Origin of the sequence: Runella salmonicolor (assembly GCF_024158025.1) — a bacterium.
Lineage (GTDB): Bacteria > Bacteroidota > Bacteroidia > Cytophagales > Spirosomataceae > Runella > Runella salmonicolor.
The window spans coordinates 489,543-516,272 of the sequence record NZ_JAMZEL010000002.1; the positions used below are offsets into that span (position 1 = coordinate 489,543).

Below are 26,730 nucleotides of genomic sequence, written 5' to 3' on the forward strand. Positions count from 1 at the left end.
GTTCAATGAAAGGTTTTGAATGGAAATTAACTACGATTTTTTAAATCGATACAGGTAGGGCGCTTTGTTGGCCGCTCCTGTGTACAGCTTTTCGATTCGTTCTAAAATATCCAAACTCAGCATTTTTCGCTGAAAATTATTCCTACGAAGGGGCATCTCCAAAATAGTCTCGTACAGGCTTTGTAGTTCCATCATCGTGAATGTTTCGGGCAGAAGATTGGAGCCTACTAACTTAGAATCCAGCGTTATACGCAGGGTTTCCAGCGCTTTTTGAATGATTTCGCGGTGATCAAAGGCCAATTTGGGCAATTGCTTCATCTCAAACCACTCACAGTATTCAGACAAAAAATCTGGCGTGGGGTTCACTTTTGAAAAGTCTACCAAAGCATAATAACCAATGGAAACATAGCGCTGCAACACCCATGGCTCGTTCATCGATTCTGGGTGGTGCACTTCCATGATTTTTTGGATAAATTCCTTGGTGGAGCGGTCTGCCGAACCAAATACCCGAAATTGTTCCAAATAAATATCTCTCAGGCCCGTCCGCTCTTCCAAAATTCGCTGAGCAGCATCGTCAATTCCTTCGCTCTGCTCTACATAGCCGCCGGGCAACGCCCATAAATCTAAGTTTTTTAATTTCAGTAACAATACTTTGAGTTGTTGATTATGAAAACCAAAAATCACGCAATCGACTGAAAGTTGGGGGATAAAACGGTGTTTTAACGCTAAAAAATCTTCAAGTTCATTCATAATGGGGATATATACGGCATAAGGGTTTAGGCAAAAATACGTAAAAATTTGAGTAATAAAATAAAATCAGTTATTATTGTCCCATAATGAGATAATAACAAAATTATCTCTGTTAAAATTAAAACATTACCAAGTTAACCTATCAGTTTCAACTCGTTTTATTCATGAAAAAAGTAAACGTAAACACCCGAAAATCAGTCCGTTTCCTGCTTCTCAGTTGGGGATTGCTGATATGTGGCGCAGCAATGGTTTTTGGGCAGTCGCCCGAACGCCGCGTGTTGATTTTCAGCAAGACGGCAGCCTTCCGGCACGCTTCGATTGAGGCAGGAAAAGTCGCTTTTCAAAAAATGGCCCAAGAAAAAGGGTTCACCGTTGATTTGACCGAAGATGCCACGCAATTCAACCCAGAAAACCTAAAACGTTATCGTGCGGTAGTATTTCTAAATACGACTGGCGACGTACTCAACTCCAACCAACAGGCTGATTTTGAACACTATATCCAAGCGGGTGGCGGGTATTTAGGCATTCACGCCGCAACCGATACCGAATACGACTGGCCGTGGTACGGACGCTTGGCGGGGGCCTATTTTTTAGACCATCCTTCTGTTCCAAGCAACGTTCAAAAAGGGAAATTTATCGTAGCCATGAAAAACCATTGGGCTACCAAGGGAATGCCTGATGAGTTTGAACGCACCGATGAATTTTATGCCTTTAAAAACATCAGTCCAAGCATTAATGTACTCCTAAAAATTGATGAAAAAACCTATCAGGGAGGCAAAAACGGAGACAATCACCCCATGAGCTGGTACCAAGAATTTGACGGAGGAAGAGCATTTTATACCGCTATGGGGCATACCGATGAGACCTTCTCGGAACCTCTTTTTCTCAATCACATCTGGGCTGGTTTGAACTACGTTATGGGAGGCGATGCGCCCAAACCTTTGGATTATACCAAAGCACGTCCCGACGAAAACCGTTTTACAAAAGTGGTTTTGGAAGAAAAACTGGACGAACCCATGGAACTTTCCGTGTTGGGCGACGGGCGCATTTTATTCATCCAACGTAAAGGAGAAATTCGACTTTATAACACCAAAACAAAGCAACTCAAAACCATTGCCAAGCTCGACGTAAACACTAAGTATACCAGCAAAGAAGGAAAAGTTTCGGAAGGCGAAGATGGCGTTTTGGGATTGAGTAAAGACCCTAATTTCGCCCAAAATCACTGGATTTACCTCTATTATTCCCCCGCGGGTGGTGAGCCCAAAAACATCTTAACCCGTTACGAATTACGCGGTGACGAGTTGGTTATGAGTTCAAAAAAAGTAATCTTGGAAGTTGCCACCCAACGCGAAGAATGTTGCCACACGGGCGGCTCCATCGCTTGGGATAAAGCGGGGAATCTCTACTTATCAACGGGCGACAATACCAACCCCCACGGATCCAACGGTTTCAGCCCCAGCGACGAGCGCCCGGGCCGCGAATCTTGGGACGCCCAAAAATCATCGGCCAATACCAATGATTTACGCGGAAAAATCATTCGCATCAAACCACAACCTGACGGTAGCTACACCATTCCCGAAGGAAATTTATTCCCCAAAGGGACACCACAAACCCGCCCCGAAATCTATACCATGGGCCACCGTAACCCATTCCGCATCTCAGTTGACCAGAAAACGGGTTTTGTGTATTGGGGCGAAGTAGGTCCTGACGCCAACAAACCCGCCGACGACCGAGGCCCTGCGGGGCACGACGAAGTGGGTCAGGCACGCAAAGCGGGTAACTTTGGATGGCCACACTTCGTGGGCGACAACAAAGCCTATAACAGATTTGATTTTGCGAATAATAAATCGGGCGAAAAATGGGACGCGACCAAGCCCATCAATACCTCTCCCAACAACACTGGCTTAAAAGAACTACCACCCGCCCAAAAAGCTTTTATTTGGTATCCTTACGGCGAATCTCCCGAGTTTCCGATGGTGGGAAGCGGCGGTCGCAATGCCATGGCGGGTCCCGTATTTTACAGCGAAGATTTCAAAAATGCCGCTCGTGCTTTCCCCAAGTATTATGATGGCAAAATCCTGACTTACGACTGGATGCGCGGCTGGATTATGGCCGTTACGATGGATAAAGACGGCAACTATGTTTCGATGGACCGCTTTATGCCAAGCTATAAATTCAGCAATCCGATGGACATGGAGTTTGATGCCAATGGCGATTTGTACATGCTCGAATACGGCTCGGGCTGGTTTACAGCCAACGATGACGCGCGTTTGATAAGGATTGAATACAACGGCGGAAACAGAAAACCCGTGGTACAGGTAGCCGCCGACAAAATGGGTGGCTCGGTTCCCTTCAAAGTAAACCTCTCATCAAAAGGAACAACCGATGCAGATGGTGATGCGCTGAAATATTCTTGGAAAATTACCTCCAAAGACGGTTTTAACAAAGTTGTAAACGAAGCAAATCCAACGTTGGCGCTGGCCAAAGCGGGAGTGTATAAAGCCACCTTAACCGTGACCGATGCAAAAGGCGCTTCTAATTCTCAATCGTTGGAATTGACCGCTGGCAACGAGCCGCCAGTATTGACCTTTGACTTACCCAAAAGCAACAAGACTTTCTTTTTCGCCAACAAATCGTTTGATTATGAGGTAAAAGTAAGCGACAAAGAAGACGGAAGCCTCGCCAACGGAAAAATCAAGCCCGAACAAGTAGCCGTAAGCATTGACTATTTGGCCGAAGGATATGACAAAATAGCCATTGCCCAAGGCCACCGCTCAGCGGATGCGAGTGCGGGTTTTGCCACTGGCAAAAAACTCATTGCCGCCAGCGACTGCCAGGCCTGTCATAGCATTGACAAAAAATCCATCGGGCCCATGTACAGCGCCATTGCCCAAAAATACAAAGGCGATGCCAGTGCCATCGAAAAACTCGCAAAAAAAGTCATCTCAGGCGGCAGCGGCGTATGGGGCGAAACGCCCATGGCCGGCCACCCACAACTTTCAGCCGCTGATGCAGGCGACATGGTAAAATATATTTTGAGCCTTTCTAACCAAAAAGCCAATACGAATTCATTGCCAGTGGCGGGTTCATACACGACCAAAGTACCAGCTGGGGATAAAGGACAAGGGGTATTTATTCTCCGGGCGTCTTACGAAGACCAAGGTAACAAAGGATTGCCCTCGCTTGCCTCAGAACAAACCTATACCCTTCGGAATGCTAAAATAAGTCCGCACGGTTTTGACAAATATGAGTCGGTCAACAAAATGTCGTTTGGTGGAAATGACCTCGTGATTCCCAGCAAATCTGGCGCTTACATCGGACTCAATCAGGCTGATTTAACAGGTATTCAGCGAGTAGAATTAGTCGTTGCTACTCCCAAAGCCCAGTTAAATGCACAAGGCGGTAACATTGAGCTTCGTTTAGGCTCACCTACGGGTAAACTCATCGGCGAATCTGGATTTATTGAAGCCACCGACAAAGGAGGTTTTGGAGGAAATGCCGCAAAAATCAACCTTACCCCCACCGAAGGCATTCATGATGTTTATCTGGTTTTCCAAAATCCAAAAGCGGAAGGCTCGCTCATGGTCGTGATGGGAATCGAATTCAAAACCGATACTCCCGCCTTGGGCAATGTGCCTGCGGTCGATGCTGCCCCCAAAAATGATATTAGTGCCTACGCTGGTAAATACAAAATGACAGGATTGCCTTTTGAATATATCGAGGTGAAGGTGAAAGATGGCAAGGTAATCATGGATGCTGGAGGCCAAGGCGGCGAAATCAGTTCCACGGGCACTCCCGATAAATTTGACGCCGATGGCAAAGCCACCGTTTATTTCGTCCGTGACGAAAGCGCTCATGTTTCCAAAATCAAGCTAGAAGCCATGGGAATGGTGTTTGAAGGAAAAAAGGAATAAAACGCATTAACGTCGGCAAGGTTTAAAACCAAGATAGCAAACGTCGGCAGGGTTTAAAACCCACAGTGGAACTGCTTGCCGTCGTTAAATTTTAAACATTTACAAAAATGACATTTCAAGACAATCACCTCAATCGTCGCCAATTCCTGAATCAATTGGGGATGGTTACTGCCGCAAGTTTTGTGGCCGAATCTGCCTTGGCTGCCGCCAAGCCTTGGTTTACCATTTCGTTGGCCGAGTTTTCGTTGGCAGGTTCGTTGTTCAGTGGCAAACTCAAAAACATGGATTTTCCCGCCAAGGCCAAAAACGAATTTGGCATCAGCGCCGTAGAATACGTTTCTATGTTTTGGCAAGACAAAGCCAAAGACCAAGCCTACCTCAGCGAACTCAAACAACGAACCGCTGATTTGGGGGTCACCAACGTGCTTATCATGGTCGATAACGAAGGAGATTTGGGCGCTAACGACGCAGCTAAGCGCCAGCAGGCCGTTGAAAATCACTACAAATGGATTGAAGCCGCCAAATTTTTGGGCTGTCATTCCATCAGGGTAAACATGACGGGCGACGGCACTCCCGAGGAATTAATGAAAGCGGGCGTTGAAGGGTACGGAAAATTGGTAGAATTCGGAGAAAAAGCGGGTATCGGAGTCATCATCGAAAATCACATCAACGTCTCGACCAACCCCGACTGGCTAGTTAGCCTTCTCAAACAAGTAAAAAACCCTTATGCAGGCTCACTGCCTGATTTTGGCAATTTTACCGAGCGCGAAAAACCCAAAGTCATGACGATGGAAGGGTTTATGAATGCCAAAATACTCAACGACTTTGATAAGTACGAAGGCGTTAAAAAGTTGATGCCTTTTGCCAAGGGCGTCAGCGCCAAAACGCACAAATTCGACGCAAATGGCAATTGTACGGACGTAGATTTCGAAAAAATGATGCCGATTGTTAAAGCCAATCTTCCTAATAGCTTCAAAGGCTACATTGGAATTGAGTACGAAGGCGGCGTGATGAAAATGATGGGCTCCAAAGAAAATTATTTAGACGAAGACGCAGGCATAAAGGCCACCAAGGCACTGTTGGAAAAAGCCTTATTAAGCTAACCATTCAAGTTCTTAACATCGGTAAGCATCTAGGCTTTACCAATGCATTTTCTTATTAACGTCGTCGAGGAGTCTGCCTCGACGACGTTCTTTTTTTATACGTATCTTTGCCAAGCCAATAACCGACCAATGCTGCAAGCTTTCTTACGTTTTATTACCGAGAACCAACTTTTTACGCCCACCGACCGATTGCTACTGACGGTGAGCGGGGGCATTGATTCGGTTGTTTTGACGCAACTTTGCCATGAGGCTGGTTTTTCATTCGGCATTGCGCATTGCAACTTCCAATTACGGGGCGAAGATTCGGAAGGCGACCAATTATTTGTACAACAACTGGCCCAAAAATACGGAGTTGACTGTCATGTTCAGCGGTTTGAGACCAAGGCATTTGCCAAAAAACGGGGTATTTCTACCCAAATGGCCGCCCGCGAATTGCGTTATCCTTGGTTTGAAGAAATCCGTCAGCAATTTCGCTATGACTATATTCTCACTGCTCACCACCAAGATGACCTCCTCGAAACCGTCCTGCTTAACCTGACGCGGGGTACGGGCTTGGCAGGTTTGCACGGGATTTTGCCCAAAAAAGACCGATTGGTTCGCCCGCTGCTTTTTGCCCTACGAAACAACATACAGGCTTTTCTAACGCAAAATCAATTGCCTTGGCGGGAAGACAGTTCCAACGCTTCCGTAGATTATGCCCGCAATCGGCTACGCCACCACGTCGTTCCTATTTTAAGGGAACTTAACCCAAATGTAGCGGCCTCCGTTGCCACGTTGGCCGAGCGCGTCAAAGCCACCGAAAACCTGCTGGCAGCGAGCCGAAAAACCATTGAGGCTGAAATCATTTGGGCCGAAGGTAGCACAATATGGATTGCTATTGCACCATTAGAACAGCAAGTTGCTCCCGTAGAGTTATTGGCTCAGTGGCTCACGGACTTTGGTTTTACGTACCAACAATCAAAACTCATTTGGCTCAACCGAAAAGGGCAAACGGGCAAAAGGTATTTTTCACCAACGCATACATTGGTTATGGACCGAGGTAAGTGGCTCGTCGCTCCTACCCAAACACCTAGCTCAGCGTCCTACGAATTGAATGAACCTAGCGGTGAAATTAACTATGGTGGAGGGCATTTAACGTGGACAACTGGTGAAACCACCTTTATAGAAAATAAAAATGAAGTCGCTTATATGGATGCAGATGCGCTAACATTTCCGCTCAAGCTGCGTCTTTGGCAGCCTGGCGATTGGTTCTGTCCTTTGGGCATGAAGGGAAAAAGGAAGAAAATCAGTGACTTTTTGGTCGATGCAAAGGTGCCCAGAAATCAAAAAAACCAAGTCTACGTACTCGAATCAGACGGCGAAATAGCTTGGCTGGTAGGCCTTCGATTGGATGAACGTTTTAAAATTAGCGAAACAACTGTGAGAATTTTAAAATTTTCACAAGACACATCTAACTGAAAAACAGATAGTTATTTCACACACTCAACTTCGCCTCAATAGTTTTTATCCCAAAAAAAACTTACTTTTATTTTTTGGCACAGTAATTGAAACCTGACAGATAGAATCCTATTTTCCTGCTACTGTAACACTTTTGCAATTATGAAAACCGTAGGTAAAATCGCGTTGGGATTTGTTCTGGCCCTGATGACACTCAACGCATTCGCCCAAAACGCCAGACTCCGTTCGGCCAATCGGGCTTTTGACGAATACAGCTATGCCGATGCTGTGCGGGGCTACGAAGAATTCCTTCGCGTTGACAAAAAGTCTGACCCTGTCGAACGCAAAGAGGCGCTAGAAAAATTGGCTTACAGCTACCGGCGCCTCCAAGACACCCGCAATGCGGAAAGAGTTTACGGACAATTGGTAGAAAGTTTTGCCGATGCCGACAGCCGCAACTATCTCTATTACGCCCAAGCGCTGGCAAGCAATGGCAAACACCGCGAATCGCAAAAAATGTACGGGAAGTACGCCGACCTACAATCGTCCGATTTACGCGGTCGAAAGTTTGCGGTTACGTACATGGACATGAATCGTTTTTACAAAGATTCGGCCATGTATCGCGTAGAGTATTTGCCAGTCAACTCCAAACAGGCCGATTTTAGCCCGATGTATTTCAAAGGTGGGTTGGTCTTTGTTTCCTCACGAGCCGAATCAGGAATCATCAAACGGGTTTTTAACTGGAACCAAACGCCGTTCCTTGATCTCTATTTCACCCCCGACACCTCGGCACTCAAAGGCGTACGCGACACCTACTTCAACTCCGCGGGAACCTTAGGCGGTGCTTCTGCCACCAATGGCAACACAGGCACACTCGCGGAGGCTACTCCCACCCCCGATTTGCCGATGCCCGTCACCAAAGCCGAGAAATTTAGCCGCACGCTCAATACTAAGTACCACGAAGGCCCCGCTACTTTCTTCAAAGATTACACCAAAGTGGTCTTTACCCGTAACAACTACAACGGTGGAAAAAGCAAGAAAAGCAACGACGGAATCAACAAATTGAAATTATACATTGCCGACCAAAAAGGCAAAGATTGGGGCGGTGTCAAAGAACTCCCCTTTAATAGCGACGATTATTCTACGGGCCACCCCGCACTTTCACCCGACGACACCAAACTTTATTTTGTCTCGGATATGCCCGGTGGATTTGGCGGCACGGACGTTTACGTGGTAGAATACAACAATGGACAATGGGGCACGCCTGTCAATTTAGGCAAAGAAATTAATACCGAAGGCAATGAAATGTTTCCGTTCATCGACGCAGGAGGCAATCTCTACTTTGCCTCCGACGGTCACGAAGGAATGGGCGGTCTGGATATTTTTTATGCCGAGCTTAAGGAAGGGATTGCCTACAAAGGCGTAAAAAATTTGGGTGCACCCATCAACTCCGAAAAAGATGACTTTGGACTAATCAGCGACAAAGAATTAGGTACTGGCTACTTCAGCTCCAACCGCAGCAAAGGCGTATCTGACGATAATATTTACCGCTTTACTCGCACCTGCCGACCGCTAGAAATCTTAGTTCTTGATGCCAAAACCAACACTCCCATCGAAGGCGCCGACGTTAGAATCGTAAAAAATGGTTCTAACCAAGACATTCAACAAACGGGAATCGATGGTGCCACAAAGATTTGCTTAGAAGCACAAACCGATTACGACTTTAAGGCCATCAAAGAAGGATACGCCACCAACAATGTTCGTTTCTCAACGATGACCCAGTCGGCCAATCCACAGATGAGCGTGTCGATTTACCTTAATAAGAGCGAGAACACGATTTTGCGCGGAACGGTAAAACGTGAGGTAAATCAAGCGCCACAAGAAGGCGTAAAAGTAACCTTAAAAGACCAGAAAACGGGTGCTGAACGCACCATAGTAACGGGCCCCGATGGTGGATATGAGTTTGAAGTTGACCCAAGCCGCAACTACGATTTGCGGGCCGAGGGCGACGAATTGGCGACCAACGAACAAACCATTAACAAGAATAAGAAAACGAAGAAAAAAATCGTGGAAAGCGACCTGAGCATGTACGGCACAGGCGACGTGTTTACCCTCGATAATATTTATTACGATTTGGATAAGTTTTTCATTCGTCCCGAAGCCGCTAAAGAATTGGATAAAGTAGTAAGCCTGATGAAGAAGTATCCTACGATGCAAATTGAGTTGCGGTCATTTACCGATAGCCGCGCCAGCGACGTGTATAATCTGCGCCTCTCAGAGCGCCGTGCCCGCGCCGCCTTTGATTATCTGGTCCGCAAAGGAATCACTCCATCACGTTTGGTAGCCCGTGGATATGGAGAGTCTGAATTGGTCAACGATTGTGTTGATGGGGCAAATTGTGAAGATGCAGAACACCGCCTCAATCGCCGAACAGAATTCAAGATTTTATCGGTCAAAGGTGGAGTTGGGGAAGCACTAACTGGAAAGTAAAAGTAATAGCAGTATAGTAAGGATAGGAAACAAACGGCGAGGCTATTGGGCTTCGCTGTTTTGTTTTTTGGGGCCCTAGACCTTTTAGATTTAGAACCGCAAAACAGAAAAATGAAGAATGTAAAACAGAAAAATGATAACCGCAAAACACAAAACTGCAGAATGTAAAACAGAATAATGAAGGGATGGGGTCGCAGTAGCAGTTTTACGGCTCTCAAAACGGGCAGACGCGAGGCCTGCCCCTACATTTACATTTGACTTTTATTATTTTGCAGTTTTACGGTTAACTGATACCGACCTACATTAACTTAGAAGTCTTAAACACAGATTAACGATTAATCCAACCTAACAACTCATGCAAATTTCATTAATCAGCGCCATGTCAGAAAACCGAGCCATTGGCTTGCAGGGGCGCTTACCTTGGCCACATTTACCCAACGACTGGGCCAATTTTTTTGCGGTCACAAAAGGTTGCCGAATGATTATGGGTCGAAAAAGCTACGATACTCCCGACCGTTTAGCGTCAGAAGTTGGCAATTTTGTCATTACGCGTCAAGAAGATTATGTTTTGGAAGAAGGTTTTACCCGGGCGGGAAGTCTACAAGAAGCCCTCGAAGCCTGCAAAAATGACAAAGAGGTGTTTGTCATTGGCGGGGCGGAAATCTACCGTCAGGCATTGCCATTGGCCGACATCATCCACTTAACCCTTGTACACGGTACATTTGAAGGAGACGCTTTTTTTCCTGAATTTTCCGAATCTGAATTTAAACTAAAAAGTCGGCAGGATTTCCCCACCGACGCGCAACATGCCTACGCTTATTCTTTTTTAGTGTACGATAAAACGAAGAATCCATAAAATCCAGATGGGGGATTTTCTTAGCCTTACAAAACATGTCAGGGCTCAATCAAATGGTTGTGCCACCGTCTACGGTGTAGATTCCGCCCGTACAATAGCCCGAGGCATCAGAAGCAAGATAAAGCACCAGAGAGGCTACTTCTTCGACCGTTCCCATGCGAGAAATCGGAATTCGTTTGGTAAAATGATTCAGCGTCTTTTCGTTTTCCCACAAGGCTTTACTGAATTTCGTTTTAATCAGTCCCGGACAGACCGCATTGACCCGTATGCCATCGTCACCCCACTCTTTGGCAAAAACTTTAGTCAACATATTCAAGGCTGACTTGCTGACACTGTATATCCCCAAACCTGGGTCGGGTGTTTCTCCCGCAATACTACTTATGTTGATAATACTGCCTCCCCCCCGTAGTTTCATGACGGGATGCACCCATTTACTGAGTTGAAAAGGCGCTTTTACGTTGATGTCCATGATTTTGTCGAAAGCCGCATCTGGACAGTCAACGGTGGGTCCGTAATAGGGATTGGAGGCTGCATTATTGACCAAAATATCAATTCCTCCGTAGATTTCAACGGCTTTGTCACACAGATGTTTGATGTGGGCTTCGTCGCCCATGTTTGCCTCAACGGCCGTGACATCGGCACCCGTTTGGCGAATTTCTTCAGCGAGCAGCTCCAAATCAGCGAGTTTACGACTACTGATGATGACTTTTGCGCCAAATTGGGCAAAATAACGCGCAATTTGCTCGCCAATGCCTTTGCTGGCCCCCGTGATAACGGCAACTTTGCCCGTCAAATCAAAAAGATTTTTTGCTGATTCGCTGTTCATAACTTTGGTTTAGGTAAGATGATGGTATAAAATCCGACTTTTAGTTTTTGGCTTTTTTCTGGATAAAATTTCGGAGGCCATCCGCCGCTTTTCGTTGTATTTTTTTCTCCAAAAATCGGCTCCAGCCCAATAATTTCCCCGTCAGTCCCAATGCCTGCGACGACCATTCATAAAAGCTAAAGCGGTCGTCGTGGCGCGAAATGAGGTCATTTTTGAACAAAAATTCGGCGTGTATTACGTTATGAACGGTACGACCCGTGGCAGAAAAGGTATACGTAGCTTCCCAGTCGCAACTGCCACTTCGGTAATCGGCCTGAACATTCCCAAACGTAATCGTTAAATCCGCGCTTCTGGTCAGGAGCATTTCCCACATCAGTCCTGCTTCAGCGCCCTTTAATTTAGGAAAAACAGGATCAGAAAAACGAACATCTGGATGATAACAGGCCTGCATGGTACGGAAATCTTTCTGCTGAAAAGCCGTATAAAAACGTTCAATGAGGGCTTGATTTGGGTGCATTGTATTAAAATAGGATTGTGCAAAAAAAGGATGTACTCGTATTTCAGGGTTTTAAGAAACCGCTATCGTTGGTTGTTGGGTTCAAGAACCCAACGACACATTACCAACGGCGCTACGCTATCAGCAGCCCTCCGTCCATCACAAGCGTGTGCCCAGTCATAAAAGAAGCCGCCGAAGAAGCCGCGTAAATAATGGCGTCGGCAATTTCTTCGGGCTTTCCGAATCGTTTCATGGGAATAGCATTTTGAAGCGCATCTAGGTAATTGGTGTCGTCGTTGGTCATGGCGTTTTCGAGCATGGGCGTCATCGTAAACGAGGGGCAAACGGCATTGATGCGAATCCCATATTTGGCGTATTCAAGGGCGGCGGTGCGGGTCATGCCCACCACGGCGTGTTTACTCGCCGAATAACCCACGTGCCCCGCAAAGCCCCCCAAGCCCGCCACCGAAGCAAGATTGACGATATTCCCGCTTTTTTTCGTCAAAAAATGGGGTAAAACAGCCTGCATACAATTAAACAGGCCGAAAACATTGATTTCCATTACTTTTTTAAAGTCTTCGACAGGATACCGTTCAGTCCGAGCGCGCGGCCCCAAAACACCTGCACTGTTGACGAGCACATGAATCCCCCCAAAACGCTGAATACAATCCGTAACCATGCGTTCTACATCTTCGGCATCCGTCACATCAATGCGGGCAAAAGCCGCATCTGCTCCCACTTTTTCAAGCTCTTCCATCAAAACATCGCCCGCTTTTTCAGACAGGTCGGCAATGAATAATTTCGCTCCTTCTTGTGCAAAACGAAAAGCCGCCGCCCGCCCGATTCCGGAGCAACCGCCGGTAATAATTACTACTTGGTCTTTAAACATCATGAGGGTTGAAAATGAATGAATGCGTATATTCAAAACTAAAAAAATGCAATTGAATCCATTTTTACTACGATTTAGTCTAATTTTTTGACTTTCTACACCATAAAAAATCGAAACCAGTAGATTAGAACTAATTTTACGGCACGCATTTTGGTTAATTTTCCGTTGTAAAACAAATATACCCGAAAGTTGATAGACTATTACCTCTAACTACCCCCTATGAAAATAACTGACCAAACGCCGCACTCCTCGCCCCCTTCCGAAAATGAGTACGAAGGCCTTCCGCCTTTCATAAAAACTTGGCCCCAAATGTACGGGATTGTGATTGGGACTTTAATCGTGCTCATCGTATTATTTTACGCAATGATGCACTATTTTGACTGATTTTTCTGCCGAATAAAATTCCAACATTTATAGTTCCTAACTCTTAACCGCACGGGCTTTCGGGCCATGTCATAACACCACTTTCTCAATGAGTTCTATTGACTGGATTGTACTGATTGGTACGCTTGGCTTTATCGTTTTATACGGAGTTTATCGCAGCCGAGGCACACAAAACATGGAAGATTACCTCATTGCCAATCAGTCGCTTCCGTGGTATCACGTCTGTTTTTCGGTGATGGCAACCCAAGCCAGCGCCATTACATTTTTGTCGGCGCCCGGGCAAGGGTTTTCGGACGGAATGCGCTTCGTTCAATTTTATTTCGGCCTACCGCTCGCCATGGTCGTTTTGAGTATCACTTTCATTCCTATTTTTCACCGCCTCAAGGTATTTACCGCCTACGAGTTTTTAGAAAAACGGTTTGATATGCGCGTACGGATGTTTACCGTAACGCTATTTTTGCTTTCCCGAGGCCTTTCTACTGGACTCTCCATTTATGCCCCTTCCATCATTTTAGCCACTATTTTGGGTTGGGACATCATGTGGACCAATATTTTTATGGGAACCGTGGTGTTAATATACACCGTGTCTGGCGGTACGAAGGCCATCTCCCATACGCACGTCCAACAGATGATGATTGTGACCGTGGCGATGTGCGTGGCGGGCTACATGGTGGTGCATCTACTACCCGCCGATGTAGGTTTTGTAGATGCCCTCAAAATAGCGGGTAAAGCAGGCCGACTCAACACCATTGATTTTCATTTTGACCCCAATAGCCGCTACAATATCTGGTCAGGGATTATCGGTGGTTTTTTCTTACAGCTTTCCTATTTCGGCACCGACCAATCGCAGGTAGGGCGTTATCTTACGGGTGAATCTATCGGCCAAAGCCGCTTGGGTCTGATGATGAATGGTTTGCTCAAAATCCCGATGCAATTCCTGATTTTGTTGGTGGGCGTGCTGGTTTTTGTGTATTACCAATACAATCCAGCCCCTTTGTTTTTCAACAAAGTAGAAACCGACAAACTCAAAACAAGCGTATATGCAACTGACTATCAGCAACTTGAACAGAAACACCAAAAGCTAACCTTTGAGCGACAACAAACCGTCAACGCCTTGGCAAAAGCCATGGATAGGGAAGATGAGGCAGAAGTAACCCGTCAAAAAACAATGCTGCAAACCAATGAAGGCATTGCAAAAGAGATACGTAATGAAACTGTTGCCCTTATCAAAAAGAACAATCCCACGGCCGACACCAGCGATGTAAATTACGTTTTTTTACGGTTTGTGCTCGACCGTTTGCCCATCGGGCTCATCGGCTTACTCATTGCGGTTATTTTTAGCGCCTCTATGGGTTCTATTGCGGCGGCTTACAGTTCATTGGCTTCTACGAGTATTGTGGACATTTACAAACGCCTGTACCGTAAAGATGCCTCCGAAAACCATTACCTTACTGCCTCGCGCGTGGCTACCATCGGTTGGGGCGTATTTTGTGTGGCAGTGGCGCAATACGCCAGCAAATTGGGCAGCATGATTGAAGCTGTAAACATCTTAGGGTCATTGTTTTACGGGGTTATTTTGGGAATATTTTTGGTAGCTTTCTATTTTAAAAATCTCGGTGGAAAAGCCACATTTTGGGGAGCTGTACTGGCCGAAATTGGCGTAGTGGTATGCTGGCTTTCTGACGTAATGGCGTTTTTATGGCTCAACGTCGTTGGCTGTATTCTGGTCATTTTGTTTGCCTGGCTTTGGCAATTTACGGTCGAAAAAGCCCCCGATAAAGCCTAAAAGGTTCACCACACCAGTGTCTTTGGTTGTGAGCAACCAAAGACACTGGTATCGGTTGCTCACAACCGATACTTTGTAAACCAAAAAAGCTGCACAGTCGTTGTGCAGCTTTTTTGTTAGTACCCATAGCAATGCCCTCCAAACGAAAAGCATCACCGACGATTGATTACTTATATTCAGTGTCTACATCGGCGAAGATACGGCCGCAGTGTTCACAAACGATGATTTTCTTCTTCTCACGAATATCAGCCTGACGTTGTGGAGGTACAACATTGAAACAACCTCCGCAAGCCCCGCGACGAACCGTTACTACACCAAGGCCGTTGCCTGAGTTGTTACGAATCTTCGTGTAGGATTTATACAAACGGTCTTCTACTTTGGTAGCCTGGAGATCGCGTTTTTCTAAAAGCTTTTTCTCGTCTTCGTGACTTTCAGAAGTGATAACATCCAGCTCTTGTTTTTTAGCTTTCAAGTCTTCGCGACGCTCTTTGAGTAAAGCATCAGTAGCGGCGATTTCTTCTTTTTTGGCCTTCACTTTGTAATCAGCCTCCCGAGATTTCTTTTCGGCAAGCTCAATTTCAAGGGATTGAAGCTCCATTTCTTTGGTGATGGCGTCGTATTCACGGTTGTTACGAACGTTCATCTGTTGCTCCTTATAGCGGGCAATCAGTTTTTCCGCGTCTTTCTTTGCGGCTTTGTAACGACTGATTTCATCTTCAAGAGCGCTGATTTCGCTGTTGAACTTCCCGATGCGGGTTTCAAATCCTGCAATGTCATCTTCTAAATCTCTTACTTCTTCGGGCAAGTCGCCACGGATTTTTTTGATGTCATCTAATTGAGAGTCAATTTCTTGCAATTTAAGGAGCAAGTCCAGTTTCTGCGCGACTGTCAGTTCCATTCAGTATTTACGATTTACAATTTTCGATTTTCAACCTTTTACTCAAGAGCGGTAAAAGACTGGATTTGTATTAGTTTCCGACAAAATTGTCGCAAAATTAACGAATTTTTTCGACAAATATCGCTGTAATAATTCTTTTGTGTAAACTTCACTTTCATAATGTCCGACATCACAAATGAGAATTCGTCCGTCGGCATCAAAAAACTCGTGGTACTTGTAATCGGCCGTGACAAAAACGTCGGCATTGGCTCCAATGGCGTCGTTGAGGAGAAAGCCACCTGCCCCCCCGCACACCGCCACTTTTTTGATAGAATCGCTCACCAAAGCGGTATGGCGAATCATCTGCAAGCCCATTGTGTCTTTCAAATGCGTTAAAAATTCATCTCCCGTCATGGCCTTCGGCAATTCGCCTACGGCACCCGCCCCCACTTCTTGGTTTAGATTTTGCAAAGCGGAAATATAATACGCTACTTCCTCATACGGATGAGCCTGTTTGAGCGCATTGAGTACTTTTCCCTGCAAATGAGCCGGAAAGATTACTTCAATCCGATTTTCGGTTACTTCTTCATCTTTCTGAGCGCTCCCGATGAAGGGATTTGCCATTTCATTAGGTCGGAATGTGCCCGTACCATTTACCCGAAAACTACAATGGTCATAATTTCCAATGGCCCCCACACCCGCTTCATACAGTGCGTCCAAGACTGCTTGGGTAACTTCTGTCGGGACAAAACTAACTAATTTTAGTAGTGTATCCGATTTGGGCGCTAAAACCCTGACCTTTTGAAGTTGAAGTCGCTCGGCAATCATTGAGTTTACTCCCCCCATTACATGATCTAGATTGGTATGGATGGCGTAAATGGCGATGTCATTTTTAATAGCTTTGATGATAGTCCGCTCAACGTAATTGCGCCCGTTTAATTTTTTGAGTCCTTTAAACACAATCGGATGGTGCGCCACAATCAGATTACAGCCTTTAGCAATAGCCTCCTCCACTACGGCCTCCGTCGAGTCAAGCGTGAGCAGTACGCCCGTCACCTCAGTTTGCGTATTTCCGACAATCAAACCTGCATTATCATACGACTCTTGGTAAGAAAGGGGGGCAAGTTGTTCTAAGTAATGGGTAATTTCTTTGACAATCGTCATTTTATTTAATTTTGTAACTCTTTAGAAATGAGAATTTTCGAACATAAAAGCACATTTTTTTATAAAAAAAGCGTGCTTTTATTTGGTGAATGTATTGCATTGAACGCTAAAAATACTACTTTTGCACCACTTTTAGCAGAAACCAAAACACAAAACGTTACAACAGTTTCTAATGTTTTTGGTCACCCATAAAAGTAGTTTAGTAAATAAAACATACAATGGTTCGGTAGTTCAGTTGGTTAGAATACCTGCCTGTCACGCAGGGGGTCGCGGGTTCGAGTCCCGTCCGGACCGCCAACAGTGTTTTAGTAACGTTCTTTCAAAGTAAAAATGGTTCGGTAGTTCAGCTGGTTAGAATACCTGCCTGTCACGCAGGGGGTCGCGGGTTCGAGTCCCGTCCGGACCGCTTGGAAGCTCAGAGAAATCTGAGCTTTTTTTGTTTTATGCCCTTTCTGGCGCTTCTAGGGCACTTTTTTGGACAATCATATTGCTTATTTTTGATACCGTTTTGATTAAAATTGTACGGGTATCAAAAACATCACCCATTAGAACCACAAATGGGTTTAATTTCCCCCACCTCCATTTTGAGATTGATTCAAAAACCGAAACTTTTGAACGTATTTTGTCGTATTTTTGGGTGTTTGTTTATCTCACCCCATTCACATGTTAAGAAAAATTTTGCTTCTCCCTTTGCTGCTGCACATTTCTCTGGCGGCTTTTACCCAATCAGGTAGTTTTATCAAAGGCAAACTCGTTGACTCGCTGACGACAGAGCCACTGGCTTTTGCCACGATTCGACTGGAGTCTAAGTCGCAGGGGAGTATGGTTAAGGGAGAAGTGGCCGACGACAAAGGGTCATTTCAGTTTGTGGGCTTAAAAGATGATAAGTACGTTATTAAGGTCGAATATGTAGGGTATAAAACCAAATACATTGAGGTAAGTTATGACAAAGCCAGCCAAAGGCTTGATTTAGGCTCGATTGCGCTCAGTCCATCGAGTCAACAACTGGACGTAGTGACGGTAACGGGCATCAAACCCAACGTGGTAGCGACCCTCGAAAAACAGGTTTTCAAAGCCGAACAGTTTGAAGTGGCACGCGGTGGTACGGCCACCGACGTCCTCAAAAACATCCCCTCGGTGATGGTCAATGCCGAAGGAGAAATTACGGTCAGAGGGTCAAAAGGCTTTTTGATTTTGGTCAATGGCAAACCTTCGCAGATTGATGCCGCCACGATTTTGTCGCAAATTCCTGCCAATACCATTGAAAAAATAGAAATGATAACGGCTCCCTCGGCCAAATACGACGCCGACGGCAAAGCAGGAATCATCAATATTGTTACGAAAACAGGCACCAACGACGGTTTGTCGCTGACCACCAACGTCCAATACGGCCTGCCGCGCCTGAAAGCCTACGAAAACGCGACTGAACCCCTTCGCTACGGGGCCGATGCCACGCTCAATTATCGCAAAGGAAAGTGGGACGTGACAGTTTCGGGAAATTACCTCAAAAACGACATTGCTGGGAGAAGAGAAGGAGATGTTTATACCATTATTAATAACGTATTGACCCAATTTCCAAGCGACGGCGAGCGGAGCCTAAAACGAGATAACTACGGCGCCCGGGCATCGGTCATTTATACCATTTCAAAATCGGATGAGCTTTCTGCGGGGGTGTATCTTGGTGCCCGCGACCAGTATCGCACGGCCGATATTTATTACCGAAACAACACCAAAACCAACCTGCTTACCAATCAAGTAGTGGGAAGAACGCAGTATTTTAACCCCAACTTGGTACTAAAATCGGGCCAGTTTAAGGTGGTAAACCTCGATTATACCCACAAATTCAAAAACGCCTCGACCTTGAGCGTTTCGGGTCTGTACGAAAATGCGCTGATTGATGGCTTTACCAAAAACAGCAATATCAACATCAATAATCTCAGAGACACCCTTCAATACACCCTCAACACAGGCTCTAATCCGCTCCGGGCCCTTCGCCTCAAAGCAGATTATGAAAAGCAAATAGGCATTGGAAAACTATCAATGGGCTACCAGTACCGTCAACAAAACCAAGAGGGTGTGTTTGTTTATTCGGATAAAAACGGCAATAATCAGCCGTTGGTGGTCAATCCTGCTTTTACGGCCAACGTTGCCATTTATAACCGCATTCATGGCCTGTATGCGCAGTACGCAGGCAAGTACAAAAAACTAGAATTTTCGTCGGGATTGCGGTATGAGAATGCCCTTCGTGAATTTACAGACGACCGTGGTGGCAAACCCAATGACTTGAAATTGTCAAATTTGTTCCCTTCGGCCAATTTGCTGTACGATATGGGAAAAGACCTGCGACTCAAAGCCGCCTACAGCCGCCGCGTGCAACGTTCGACCAATAATGAGCTGAATCCTTATCCCGAACGCGAACACAGCGAAACCCTCGAACAAGGCGACCCCAACATCCGCCCTGAATTTGTGGGAATTTATGAGTTGGGATTGACCAAAGATTTTAAGAAAGTGTCGTTGTACTGGAATGTGTATCGCCAGCAAATTACCGACATCGTTAACCGCGTCAACAGTGTTTATAACGATACCATTTTAAACAGAATTTACACCAACGCAGGCAAGGCGCGGTTGATGGGTTCGGAAATAGGGGTGACAATTTCGCCCGTTAAAAAGCTAAAAGTCTTTGTCGGCGGAAACGTTTATAACCTGAAAATCAAAGGAACATTGTTTGATAAGTCGGTGGTGGTCAATAGCCAAGGCTGGGTGTATTCCATAAATTCCAACCTTAATTATCAAATTACGCCAACTCTAAGTACGCAGTTCAATTTGTCGTATTTATCGGCGAGAAACACCGCGCAGGGCGAGGACTCGCGGTTTTATCAGCCTAATTTTTCGGTCAAGAAATCATTTATGAACAACAAAATGAGTGTTTCGCTGCTTTGGCAAAATACATCATTCGGGAAAATGAAAGTCAACGAACAACGAATTTCGACTTGGGGTAGCAATTTTTACACCACTACCAATTACGTCCAAGAAACCAATATTTTCTTGTTAAACCTCTCGTATAGTTTCAACAAAACCGATCGAAAAACCAAGTTGCCAGCGAGCGAATTTGGCGAGCGCGAGTTCTAAGCCCCAAAGGTTGTTTCGCCAAAAGCCATGATTTTGTTTCCCAGAAATGGCTATTTCTGGCTTTATTCATATCCACCACAAGCTCAGAGAAATCTGAGCTTTTTTTGTTTTATGTCCTTTCTGACGCCGATGGAGAAGCACTTTACACAAAAAATCATAATACTCCCACGGCTTTTTTGTATCGCACAGCGGCCACCAAAAAGTTATAAACGCTCGTGAGGTAATTGTTTTCGGCACTTTGCAGGCTGTATTCGGTATTTTTTAAATCTGAAAGCAAAATAGTGCCTTTTTCGTAGCGAAAACGATCGGTTTCTAAAATTTGTTGGGCCAAGGTCAAATTGGCTTTTGTATCCTCCAAGTTGATTTTTTCTTGGTTCAGGGTCTTGATAGCGCTCCGAGCCTCATGGTCAAAATCTGCCTTGAGTTTCTCCACGTTATTACGATTTACTTGGGCCCTAATTGCGTAATCACGTTTCAAAAAAGTCGTTTGTTTTCCGTCAAAAACGGGAACGTTGAGCTTCAGGCCAAGGTAATTGAACGGAAACCACGTACCAGCAGCAAAAGGGTTGAAAGTATCATTCAGCTGTAAGGCCGTATAATTTCCATAGGCCGATACCACTGGGGCTAGACGCGCTTTTTGTTTTTGTTCGGTCAACTCATTGATTTTCAAAGCAGCCTGCTCTTGCAAAATTTCGGGACGCTGATCAACTGGGCCGTCCAATGACAACGATTGATTTTGTTGAAACAAAGAGGTTAAGTTTTCGGTCAATTCAACTCTTCCCTCACTTTTTAAGCCGATTTGGTATTTTAAATTTTCGATGCTCAACGCCTCGTCTTGTCGAGATTTATTGAGGTTGGATTGGGCATTATTGTAATCCAATAGTAGGCGCTCGAAGTCATTTTTGAGCAATGTCCCTTTTTCAAACTTCGTTTTTCCCGCTTCCCAATATGCCTTTGTTCGCTCCACGGTTTTCTGGGCCAAAACCAGTTTCTCCCCCTGAAACAATGCCCCGAAGTAAGCCTCCGTCACGGCCAATTTTAAATCTGACTTTATTTTTTCAATCGTCACGGTTTGACTTTCAACCGTGGCTTGGTTGAGCTGACGGTCGTATTTTGTGGCCGCATCATAGACTTTTTGCTCGGCACTGAGCCCCACATTATTATTAAATGGTACCCCTAAAACCAATTTTACATCTTGCCCGTTGGCAAAAGGCGCATTTTTAAAAACCGAGGTTTGCAACTGCGTATTCCAGCGCATATCGGCCGATGCGTTGATTTGGGGAAGCCACTTGGCTTTCAATTTGTCGTTTTCTCCTTCGGCCAACTGAACTTGCAATTGTTGATTTTTGAGTTCCCAGCGGTTTTCCAACGCCATTTTAATGGCATCATCGAGCGTTAGTCGCTGCGCCGATGCCATTTGAAAACAGAATAAAATTATGTAGATGCAAACGAATGCCTTTTTCATGGCTAAATTTTTAAGTTCTAAATACCTGTGCAGGCTCCATTTTGATGATTTTACGCATGGCAAACAAACTCCCCAGAATGGCAATAAAAAGCGTAACTCCAATCAGGAAGAGCGTTAAATAAGGCGTAATTTTAATATTGAGGCTGGTTTTTGTCACATTTACAAAGCCCCTGAGCAGCACATAGGCCACCCCAAAACCCACCACCGAATAGAGTACCGCTTGCCATAGAATCAGTTGACGAATGATGCCGTTGGTACCCCCAATGGCTTTGAGCGTTCCGTAGTCTTTAAGGCGGTCGTTGACGGCCGAAAACATCGTCAAGCCCACGATGGCAAAACCCGTGACAATGGCAAAAATAACCAACAACCCAAACGAAGCGACAATGCCGCTATTGAGCGCAAAATATTTTAAACTTTCGTCGGTATATGCTTGTCCATCACGGGCTTTGACGCCCATGATTTCCTTGTTAATATTTTCAACAACTTGCTGATTGGTGTAGCCTTTTTCAATCTCCACCAAAAATGCCGACGCCTGGGTCGTGGGAATTTTGCACAGTTTACGTACACGTTCAACGGTCGTAAAACCATACGCTACGCCCAAGCCTTTTGCTCCTCGGGTATTTCCGCTCAAAAAAACGCGGTTGCCGTTGAATTCAAAATGGTCACCCATCTTGATTTTCTTGGAAGAAATCTGGTCGTATTCATCGGTAATTATGGCCCCTTCTTGCTGCAAATCCTCCAGACTCCCTTTGACAAAATTCCAAGGCCCACCGATGTGTCTCGGCGATTGTGTCCCAATGAGCGTGATGGGGGTTTTGGTTCCGTCTTTAAACTTAGCACTCCCCGCCCCTACCACCATTGTATTGACCCTCAACACCCCTGCCACCGTCATCAATTCCCGCGATATACGCATATCCAACAGGGGCAAATCACTGACTTGCTGGCTTTTGTCGCTTACTACCCAAACGTACTGCTTGTTGTTTTCGGCCAACGAAATCGTTCCTCCCAAAAGTGCAAAGCAGATACCGAGTTGTTGCCCAATCAAAAACACGGACAAGATGATACCAAACAAGATTCCAAACATCTTGGCCTTGTCGTACCACATAAATTTAAAGGCTTCTTTCAGCATTTTTTGTTAGTTCGTTAGGCATTTTCTGATTTCCAACGGAATTGCCCGCGCGGTTCTGATTTCCGACTTCCTATTTCCGTTTTCCGTTACTACAAAACAATAATACAATCTACGCGGCTACCAATCAGCGGCATTTTGCCTGATTCAAGGCGAATCGATACATCCCTCACGCGACGGTCCTCTTGCTCGGTTGATTGGTCCTTGAAAAGCGATTTTTGCTTTAGATAATCCGCCGCGTAAGTCACAGTACCCGTGGCCAAGGTATCGCCTGATGTTTGAGAGAGAATAAAGGCTTTTTGTCCTAACTGCACTCGTTCGGCGTAGAGTTCATCTACTTCGGTTTTGGCAAACAATGCACCATCTGGGGCAAAATCAGCGATTTTGGTATCATTATTCACATAATCACCCGTTTTTACCAAAACCTTCAGCACTTTTCCCCCCATCAAAGCCCCTACTCTCTTTTTTTCGACTACGGCTCTGAAGTAATTAATATCTGCTTTTATCTCTTCTACCTTAGCTTGTGCTTGGCGGATGTTGGCCTCGGCGGTCTGGATATCTTTGGTGAGTTTGTCAAATGTTGCTTTACTATCGTTCAAAGCTTGTTGGGTTTGGGCGTTCCCTTTATATAGTTCAAGATTGCGTTCATAATTATCCCGTGCATTGTTTTGAGTTATTTTCAGCGCTTCGAGCGTTGCCTGATTGGCTGCGATAGTGGCCTGTTGGGTACCAACTTTACTCTGAGCTTGGCGCAATTGGGCATTTTCCAAAACTACTTCAACATCTAGCAGCACTTGCCCTTTTTTTACCGCTTGATTATCGTCTATCATTACGCTCAACACCCGCCCACTGGTACCTGCGGTAAGGCTCATAATGCCATCTTCGGGCTCAATACGCGCCACTCCCAAAATCTGATTCTTGGTCGTGGGCTTAGGAATCGAGTCGGCCTTGGCGGTCGTTTCTTCTTTGTTTTTTTTGTCGCCACAGCTCGCCAAGGTCAATACCATCACAAGGATACAGCATCCATTTTTCATTAGTGCAATTTTATTCATCGCGTTTTAAGGCTTTTATTATCCTAATTTTGTCAAATCAATGGGAGTTACAAAACCGTTTTTCACTTCCACGGCACGGTCTGCGTATTGTTGTAAACGTGGGTCGTGCGTCACCACGGCCACGGCTTTACCCTGCCGGGCCAATGTTTGTAATTCTTTCATTACTACAACCATAGAATCTTTATCTAATGAAGCCGTGGGCTCATCACAGAGCACCAACTTAGGCTCAGTTACTAAGGCGCGGGCGATTGCAATCCGTTGCTGTTGCCCTCCTGATAGGGTCTTGGGTAAATTTTTTCTTCTGTCGGTCATACCAACGGTTTCGAGGGCTTTTTGCACGCGTCGTTTGCGTTCATCTGCACCAACGCCCAGCAGTTTTAGGGGCAATTCTATGTTATCTTGGGCGCTGAGGGGAGAAAGTAGATTGAAGCTCTGAAACACAAATCCAATTTTTTCCAGCCGTAACCGAGCCAATTGGCTTTGTTTCATCTCATTAATATGGTTACCATCCACCCACAAATCTCCATGAGTTGGGTATATTACACACCCCAACATAGAGAGAAGGGTGGTTTTCCCTGAGCCAGAGGGCCCTATAATGAGCGTCAGCTCACCTTCGTTCAACTGGAAATCCGTAGGCTGTAATGCAACAATCGTTTGGTCGCCCGTTTGGTATTCCTTACTTGCCCCTTTTAATTCTGCAATCATAAATAAGCATCATCGTAATTAGTACGAAATTGTACTATAATAATCAATTTACATTGAAATTGTTTTTAAGTACGACAAATAAGTCGAAAATTTTTATGATTAAATGAAAATTGTTTTATGAAGGGTAAACAATTTGTCGCTCAAGTTTATTCATTATCAAGCTACGGCCCACGTGGTCATTTAAGTTTTATTGCATAATTTGCCGCTCCATATTTATTTCTCTCAACCATCAAACTTCATTAGCAATCCAACATGAAAAAAAGCTTTATTTTAACTTTTACAGCACTGATTTTCGTTTTTGGCACTTATGCCCAAACCACCACCAAACGCCCCTTAAAACCCTCAGATGTATATCGTCTCCAAACGCTAAGTGACCCTCAAATCTCGCCCGACGGAAAGTGGGTGGCTTACACCCTGTCGTCGGTAGATTCAGTCAAAAACAAACGCAACGCTGACATTTGGATGAACTCATGGGATGGCAAAGAGTCGATTCAACTCACTTACAGCCCCGATGGAGAATCACAGCCTCGCTGGAGCCCAGACGGTAAATATTTGTCGTTTACCTCTTCCCGTAATGGGCTAACGAGCAGTCAGATTTGGCTGATGGACGTTCGCGGCGGCGAAGCACGGCAATTGACCGATTTGAAAAAAGGGAGTTTGTCGGACTATGCATGGTCACCAGATGGTAAAAAAATCGCCTTAGTGATTAGCAACGACCCAGACACTTCAAAATCCAAAACCGCTAAGCCCATCGTCATCGACCGTTTTAAATTCAAACAGGATGTAGAGGGCTACCTCACAAAAAAAACGACACATTTGTACCTGTACGACTTGGTTACTAAGAAAATAGACACCCTGACCAAAGGCATCTACAATGAATCGTCGCCTAGATGGTCGCCTGATGGTACGCAGATTGCCTTTGTGAGCAACCGCACCGCCGACCCCGACCGCAATGCCAATACCGATATTTGGATAATAGATGCCAAACCCAATGCCGTCATGAAGCAGGTCACTACTTGGACGGGCCGCGATTCAGGCCCTGAATGGAGCCCCGACGGAAAACAAATCGCTTATGTGCGCTCTACCTCCTCCGATAATTACTTCATGTATGATCAAACGATTTTGTGTGTGGTATCCAAGGACGGAGGCGAGCCAAAATTGTTGAGCAAAACGCTCGACCGTCCTGTCGGTTCTCCACTTTGGACCAAAGACGGTGCGTATGTGCACGCCTTAGTCACTGACGACCGCACTCGTTACGTGGCTCAATTTGCCGTAGCTGACGGAAAAATGACCAAAACATTGACAGGTAACCGAAGCGTTTCGGCGCTCGAACGGCACCCTTCAGGCGCTATACTCACGGTCATGAGCGACCCACAAACGCCTAGTGAACTATACGCTTTCGAAAGCGGCAACCTTCGCCGCTTGACCACCCATCAAGAGGCTTTTCTGGCGCCACTGGCTTTGGCCACCGTCGAAGGGTTTACCTCAAAAAGCAAAGATGGAGCTAGCGTTTCCAACCTTCTGTACCGCCCCGCCAACGCGGTAAAAGGCGTTAAGTTGCCCACGATTCTGTTTATTCACGGTGGCCCAGTAGCGCAGGATGAATTTAGTTTTGATTTGAGTCGCCAGATGTTGTCTGCGGCAGGGTATGCCGTTGTGGCCGTCAATTATCGCGGTTCAAACGGCCGCGGATTAGAGTATAGCAAAATTATTTCGGCCGATTGGGGCAACAAAGAAGTATTGGATATTTTGGGGGCAACGGATTATTTGGTCCAAAACGGCATTGCTGACCCCGAAAAATTGGGCATCGGCGGCTGGAGCTACGGCGGTATTTTAACGAATTACACGATTGCTTCGGATACGCGTTTTAAAGCGGCCTCCAGCGGGGCAGGTGTGGCGATGATTTCGTCGCTGTACGGCGTAGATCAGTACATTTTGCAGTACGAAAACGAACTAGGCTCCCCGTGGAAAAATTTCGATAAATACGTGGCCCTGTCCTATCCTTTCCTCAAAGCCGACCGCATCAAAACACCTACCCAATTTATGGTGGGCGAAAGTGACTTTAACGTTCCGTCGGTAGGCAGCGAACAGATGTATCAGGCCTTACGCTCACTTGGCACACCCACGGAATTGATTATTTATCCGGGCCAGTTCCACGGTATCACCAACCCAAGCTTCCAAAAAGACCGTTTTGAACGCTACATCAAATGGTTTAATGCTTATTTGAAGAAGTAAAGGTAGGAATTTAGAAGTAGGAGGTATGAAATAAGAGCTCAGAAAT

At 45.6% G+C, this 26,730-nt stretch carries 20 protein-coding genes and 2 tRNA genes; 12 read left to right on the forward strand and 10 right to left on the reverse strand.

Annotated elements, in window-relative coordinates; all coding sequences use genetic code 11:
* Positions 1–30 precede the first annotated feature (30 nt).
* Positions 31–750, reverse strand: a complete 720-nt coding sequence (locus NCI00_RS07945) for an NUDIX hydrolase (RefSeq protein ID WP_253526568.1) — start codon at positions 748–750, stop codon at positions 31–33.
* A 164-nt stretch (positions 751–914) separates the two neighbouring features.
* Here NCI00_RS07945 and NCI00_RS07950 point away from each other — a divergent pair, with 164 nt between their 5' ends.
* The 5 genes from NCI00_RS07950 to NCI00_RS07970 all read left to right on the forward strand — a co-directional run bounded on the left by NCI00_RS07950 (position 915) and on the right by NCI00_RS07970 (position 10,550).
* On the forward strand, positions 915–4,664 hold the full coding sequence (locus tag NCI00_RS07950; RefSeq protein WP_253526569.1) for a ThuA domain-containing protein: 3,750 nt from the start codon (positions 915–917) through the stop codon (positions 4,662–4,664).
* 107 nt (positions 4,665–4,771) lie between these two features.
* Positions 4,772–5,767: a sugar phosphate isomerase/epimerase family protein gene (locus tag NCI00_RS07955; RefSeq protein WP_253526570.1), complete on the forward strand. Its 996-nt coding sequence runs from the start codon at positions 4,772–4,774 to the stop codon at positions 5,765–5,767.
* A 42-nt stretch (positions 5,768–5,809) separates the two neighbouring features.
* Positions 5,810–7,225 carry a tRNA lysidine(34) synthetase TilS gene (gene tilS, locus NCI00_RS07960; protein ID WP_253526571.1) on the forward strand — a complete coding sequence of 472 codons (1,416 nt, stop codon included), beginning with the start codon at positions 5,810–5,812 and terminating at the stop codon, positions 7,223–7,225.
* Positions 7,226–7,366: 141 nt separating this feature from the next.
* On the forward strand, positions 7,367–9,694 hold the full coding sequence (locus NCI00_RS07965; protein WP_253526572.1) for an OmpA family protein: 2,328 nt from the start codon (positions 7,367–7,369) through the stop codon (positions 9,692–9,694).
* Positions 9,695–10,049: 355 nt separating this feature from the next.
* Entirely contained in the window at positions 10,050–10,550 is a 501-nt protein-coding gene (locus NCI00_RS07970) for a dihydrofolate reductase (RefSeq protein WP_253526573.1), read from the forward strand.
* A gap of 49 nt (positions 10,551–10,599) precedes the next feature.
* On the opposite strand, the gene NCI00_RS07975 is transcribed toward NCI00_RS07970, so the two are convergent.
* The 3 genes from NCI00_RS07975 to NCI00_RS07985 form a co-directional block, all read right to left on the reverse strand.
* Entirely contained in the window at positions 10,600–11,376 is a 777-nt protein-coding gene (locus NCI00_RS07975) for an SDR family NAD(P)-dependent oxidoreductase (RefSeq protein ID WP_114065495.1), read from the reverse strand.
* 40 nt (positions 11,377–11,416) lie between these two features.
* Entirely contained in the window at positions 11,417–11,893 is a 477-nt protein-coding gene (locus NCI00_RS07980; RefSeq protein ID WP_166557614.1) for a nuclear transport factor 2 family protein, read from the reverse strand.
* 112 nt (positions 11,894–12,005) lie between these two features.
* Entirely contained in the window at positions 12,006–12,764 is a 759-nt protein-coding gene (locus tag NCI00_RS07985) for an SDR family NAD(P)-dependent oxidoreductase (RefSeq protein WP_253526575.1), read from the reverse strand.
* A gap of 216 nt (positions 12,765–12,980) precedes the next feature.
* Between NCI00_RS07985 and NCI00_RS07990 the strand changes: the two genes are divergently transcribed.
* The gene (locus NCI00_RS07990; protein WP_253526577.1) at positions 12,981–13,145 is read left to right on the forward strand and encodes a hypothetical protein; all 165 of its coding nucleotides are present in this window, start codon (positions 12,981–12,983) and stop codon (positions 13,143–13,145) included.
* An 88-nt stretch (positions 13,146–13,233) separates the two neighbouring features.
* Positions 13,234–14,931, forward strand: a complete 1,698-nt coding sequence (locus NCI00_RS07995; RefSeq protein WP_253526579.1) for a sodium:solute symporter family protein — start codon at positions 13,234–13,236, stop codon at positions 14,929–14,931.
* A gap of 166 nt (positions 14,932–15,097) precedes the next feature.
* On the opposite strand, the gene NCI00_RS08000 is transcribed toward NCI00_RS07995, so the two are convergent.
* Together NCI00_RS08000 and NCI00_RS08005 are read right to left on the reverse strand one after the other, a co-directional pair.
* The gene (locus tag NCI00_RS08000; RefSeq protein WP_166557617.1) at positions 15,098–15,829 is read right to left on the reverse strand and encodes a zinc ribbon domain-containing protein; all 732 of its coding nucleotides are present in this window, start codon (positions 15,827–15,829) and stop codon (positions 15,098–15,100) included.
* 42 nt (positions 15,830–15,871) lie between these two features.
* Complete coding sequence (locus NCI00_RS08005) at positions 15,872–16,972, reverse strand: Nif3-like dinuclear metal center hexameric protein (RefSeq protein ID WP_253526581.1); 1,101 nt, start codon at positions 16,970–16,972, stop codon at positions 15,872–15,874.
* 27 nt (positions 16,973–16,999) lie between these two features.
* On the opposite strand from NCI00_RS08005, the gene NCI00_RS08010 reads away from it, so the two are divergent.
* From NCI00_RS08010 to NCI00_RS08025, 4 genes are all read left to right on the forward strand, one after another.
* Positions 17,000–17,164, forward strand: coding sequence for a hypothetical protein (locus NCI00_RS08010; RefSeq protein WP_253526583.1), 165 nt, complete (start codon positions 17,000–17,002; stop codon positions 17,162–17,164).
* A 28-nt stretch (positions 17,165–17,192) separates the two neighbouring features.
* Positions 17,193–17,269, forward strand: a tRNA-Asp gene (locus NCI00_RS08015).
* Between the two features lie 35 nt (positions 17,270–17,304).
* Positions 17,305–17,378, forward strand: a tRNA-Asp gene (locus NCI00_RS08020).
* Between the two features lie 257 nt (positions 17,379–17,635).
* Positions 17,636–20,101, forward strand: coding sequence for a TonB-dependent receptor (locus tag NCI00_RS08025; protein ID WP_253526584.1), 2,466 nt, complete (start codon positions 17,636–17,638; stop codon positions 20,099–20,101).
* Between the two features lie 154 nt (positions 20,102–20,255).
* Here NCI00_RS08025 and NCI00_RS08030 read toward each other — a convergent pair whose 3' ends face one another.
* The 4 genes from NCI00_RS08030 to NCI00_RS08045 all read right to left on the reverse strand — a co-directional run bounded on the left by NCI00_RS08030 (position 20,256) and on the right by NCI00_RS08045 (position 24,449).
* Entirely contained in the window at positions 20,256–21,566 is a 1,311-nt protein-coding gene (locus tag NCI00_RS08030) for a TolC family protein (protein ID WP_253526585.1), read from the reverse strand.
* 10 nt (positions 21,567–21,576) lie between these two features.
* Entirely contained in the window at positions 21,577–22,695 is a 1,119-nt protein-coding gene (locus NCI00_RS08035; protein ID WP_166557633.1) for an ABC transporter permease, read from the reverse strand.
* Between the two features lie 89 nt (positions 22,696–22,784).
* On the reverse strand, positions 22,785–23,744 hold the full coding sequence (locus NCI00_RS08040) for an HlyD family secretion protein (RefSeq protein ID WP_253526586.1): 960 nt from the start codon (positions 23,742–23,744) through the stop codon (positions 22,785–22,787).
* 18 nt (positions 23,745–23,762) lie between these two features.
* Complete coding sequence (locus NCI00_RS08045) at positions 23,763–24,449, reverse strand: ABC transporter ATP-binding protein (RefSeq protein ID WP_253526587.1); 687 nt, start codon at positions 24,447–24,449, stop codon at positions 23,763–23,765.
* A gap of 252 nt (positions 24,450–24,701) precedes the next feature.
* Between NCI00_RS08045 and NCI00_RS08050 the strand changes: the two genes are divergently transcribed.
* Positions 24,702–26,684, forward strand: a complete 1,983-nt coding sequence (locus NCI00_RS08050; protein WP_253526588.1) for a S9 family peptidase — start codon at positions 24,702–24,704, stop codon at positions 26,682–26,684.
* The last annotated feature ends 46 nt before the right edge of the window (positions 26,685–26,730 follow it).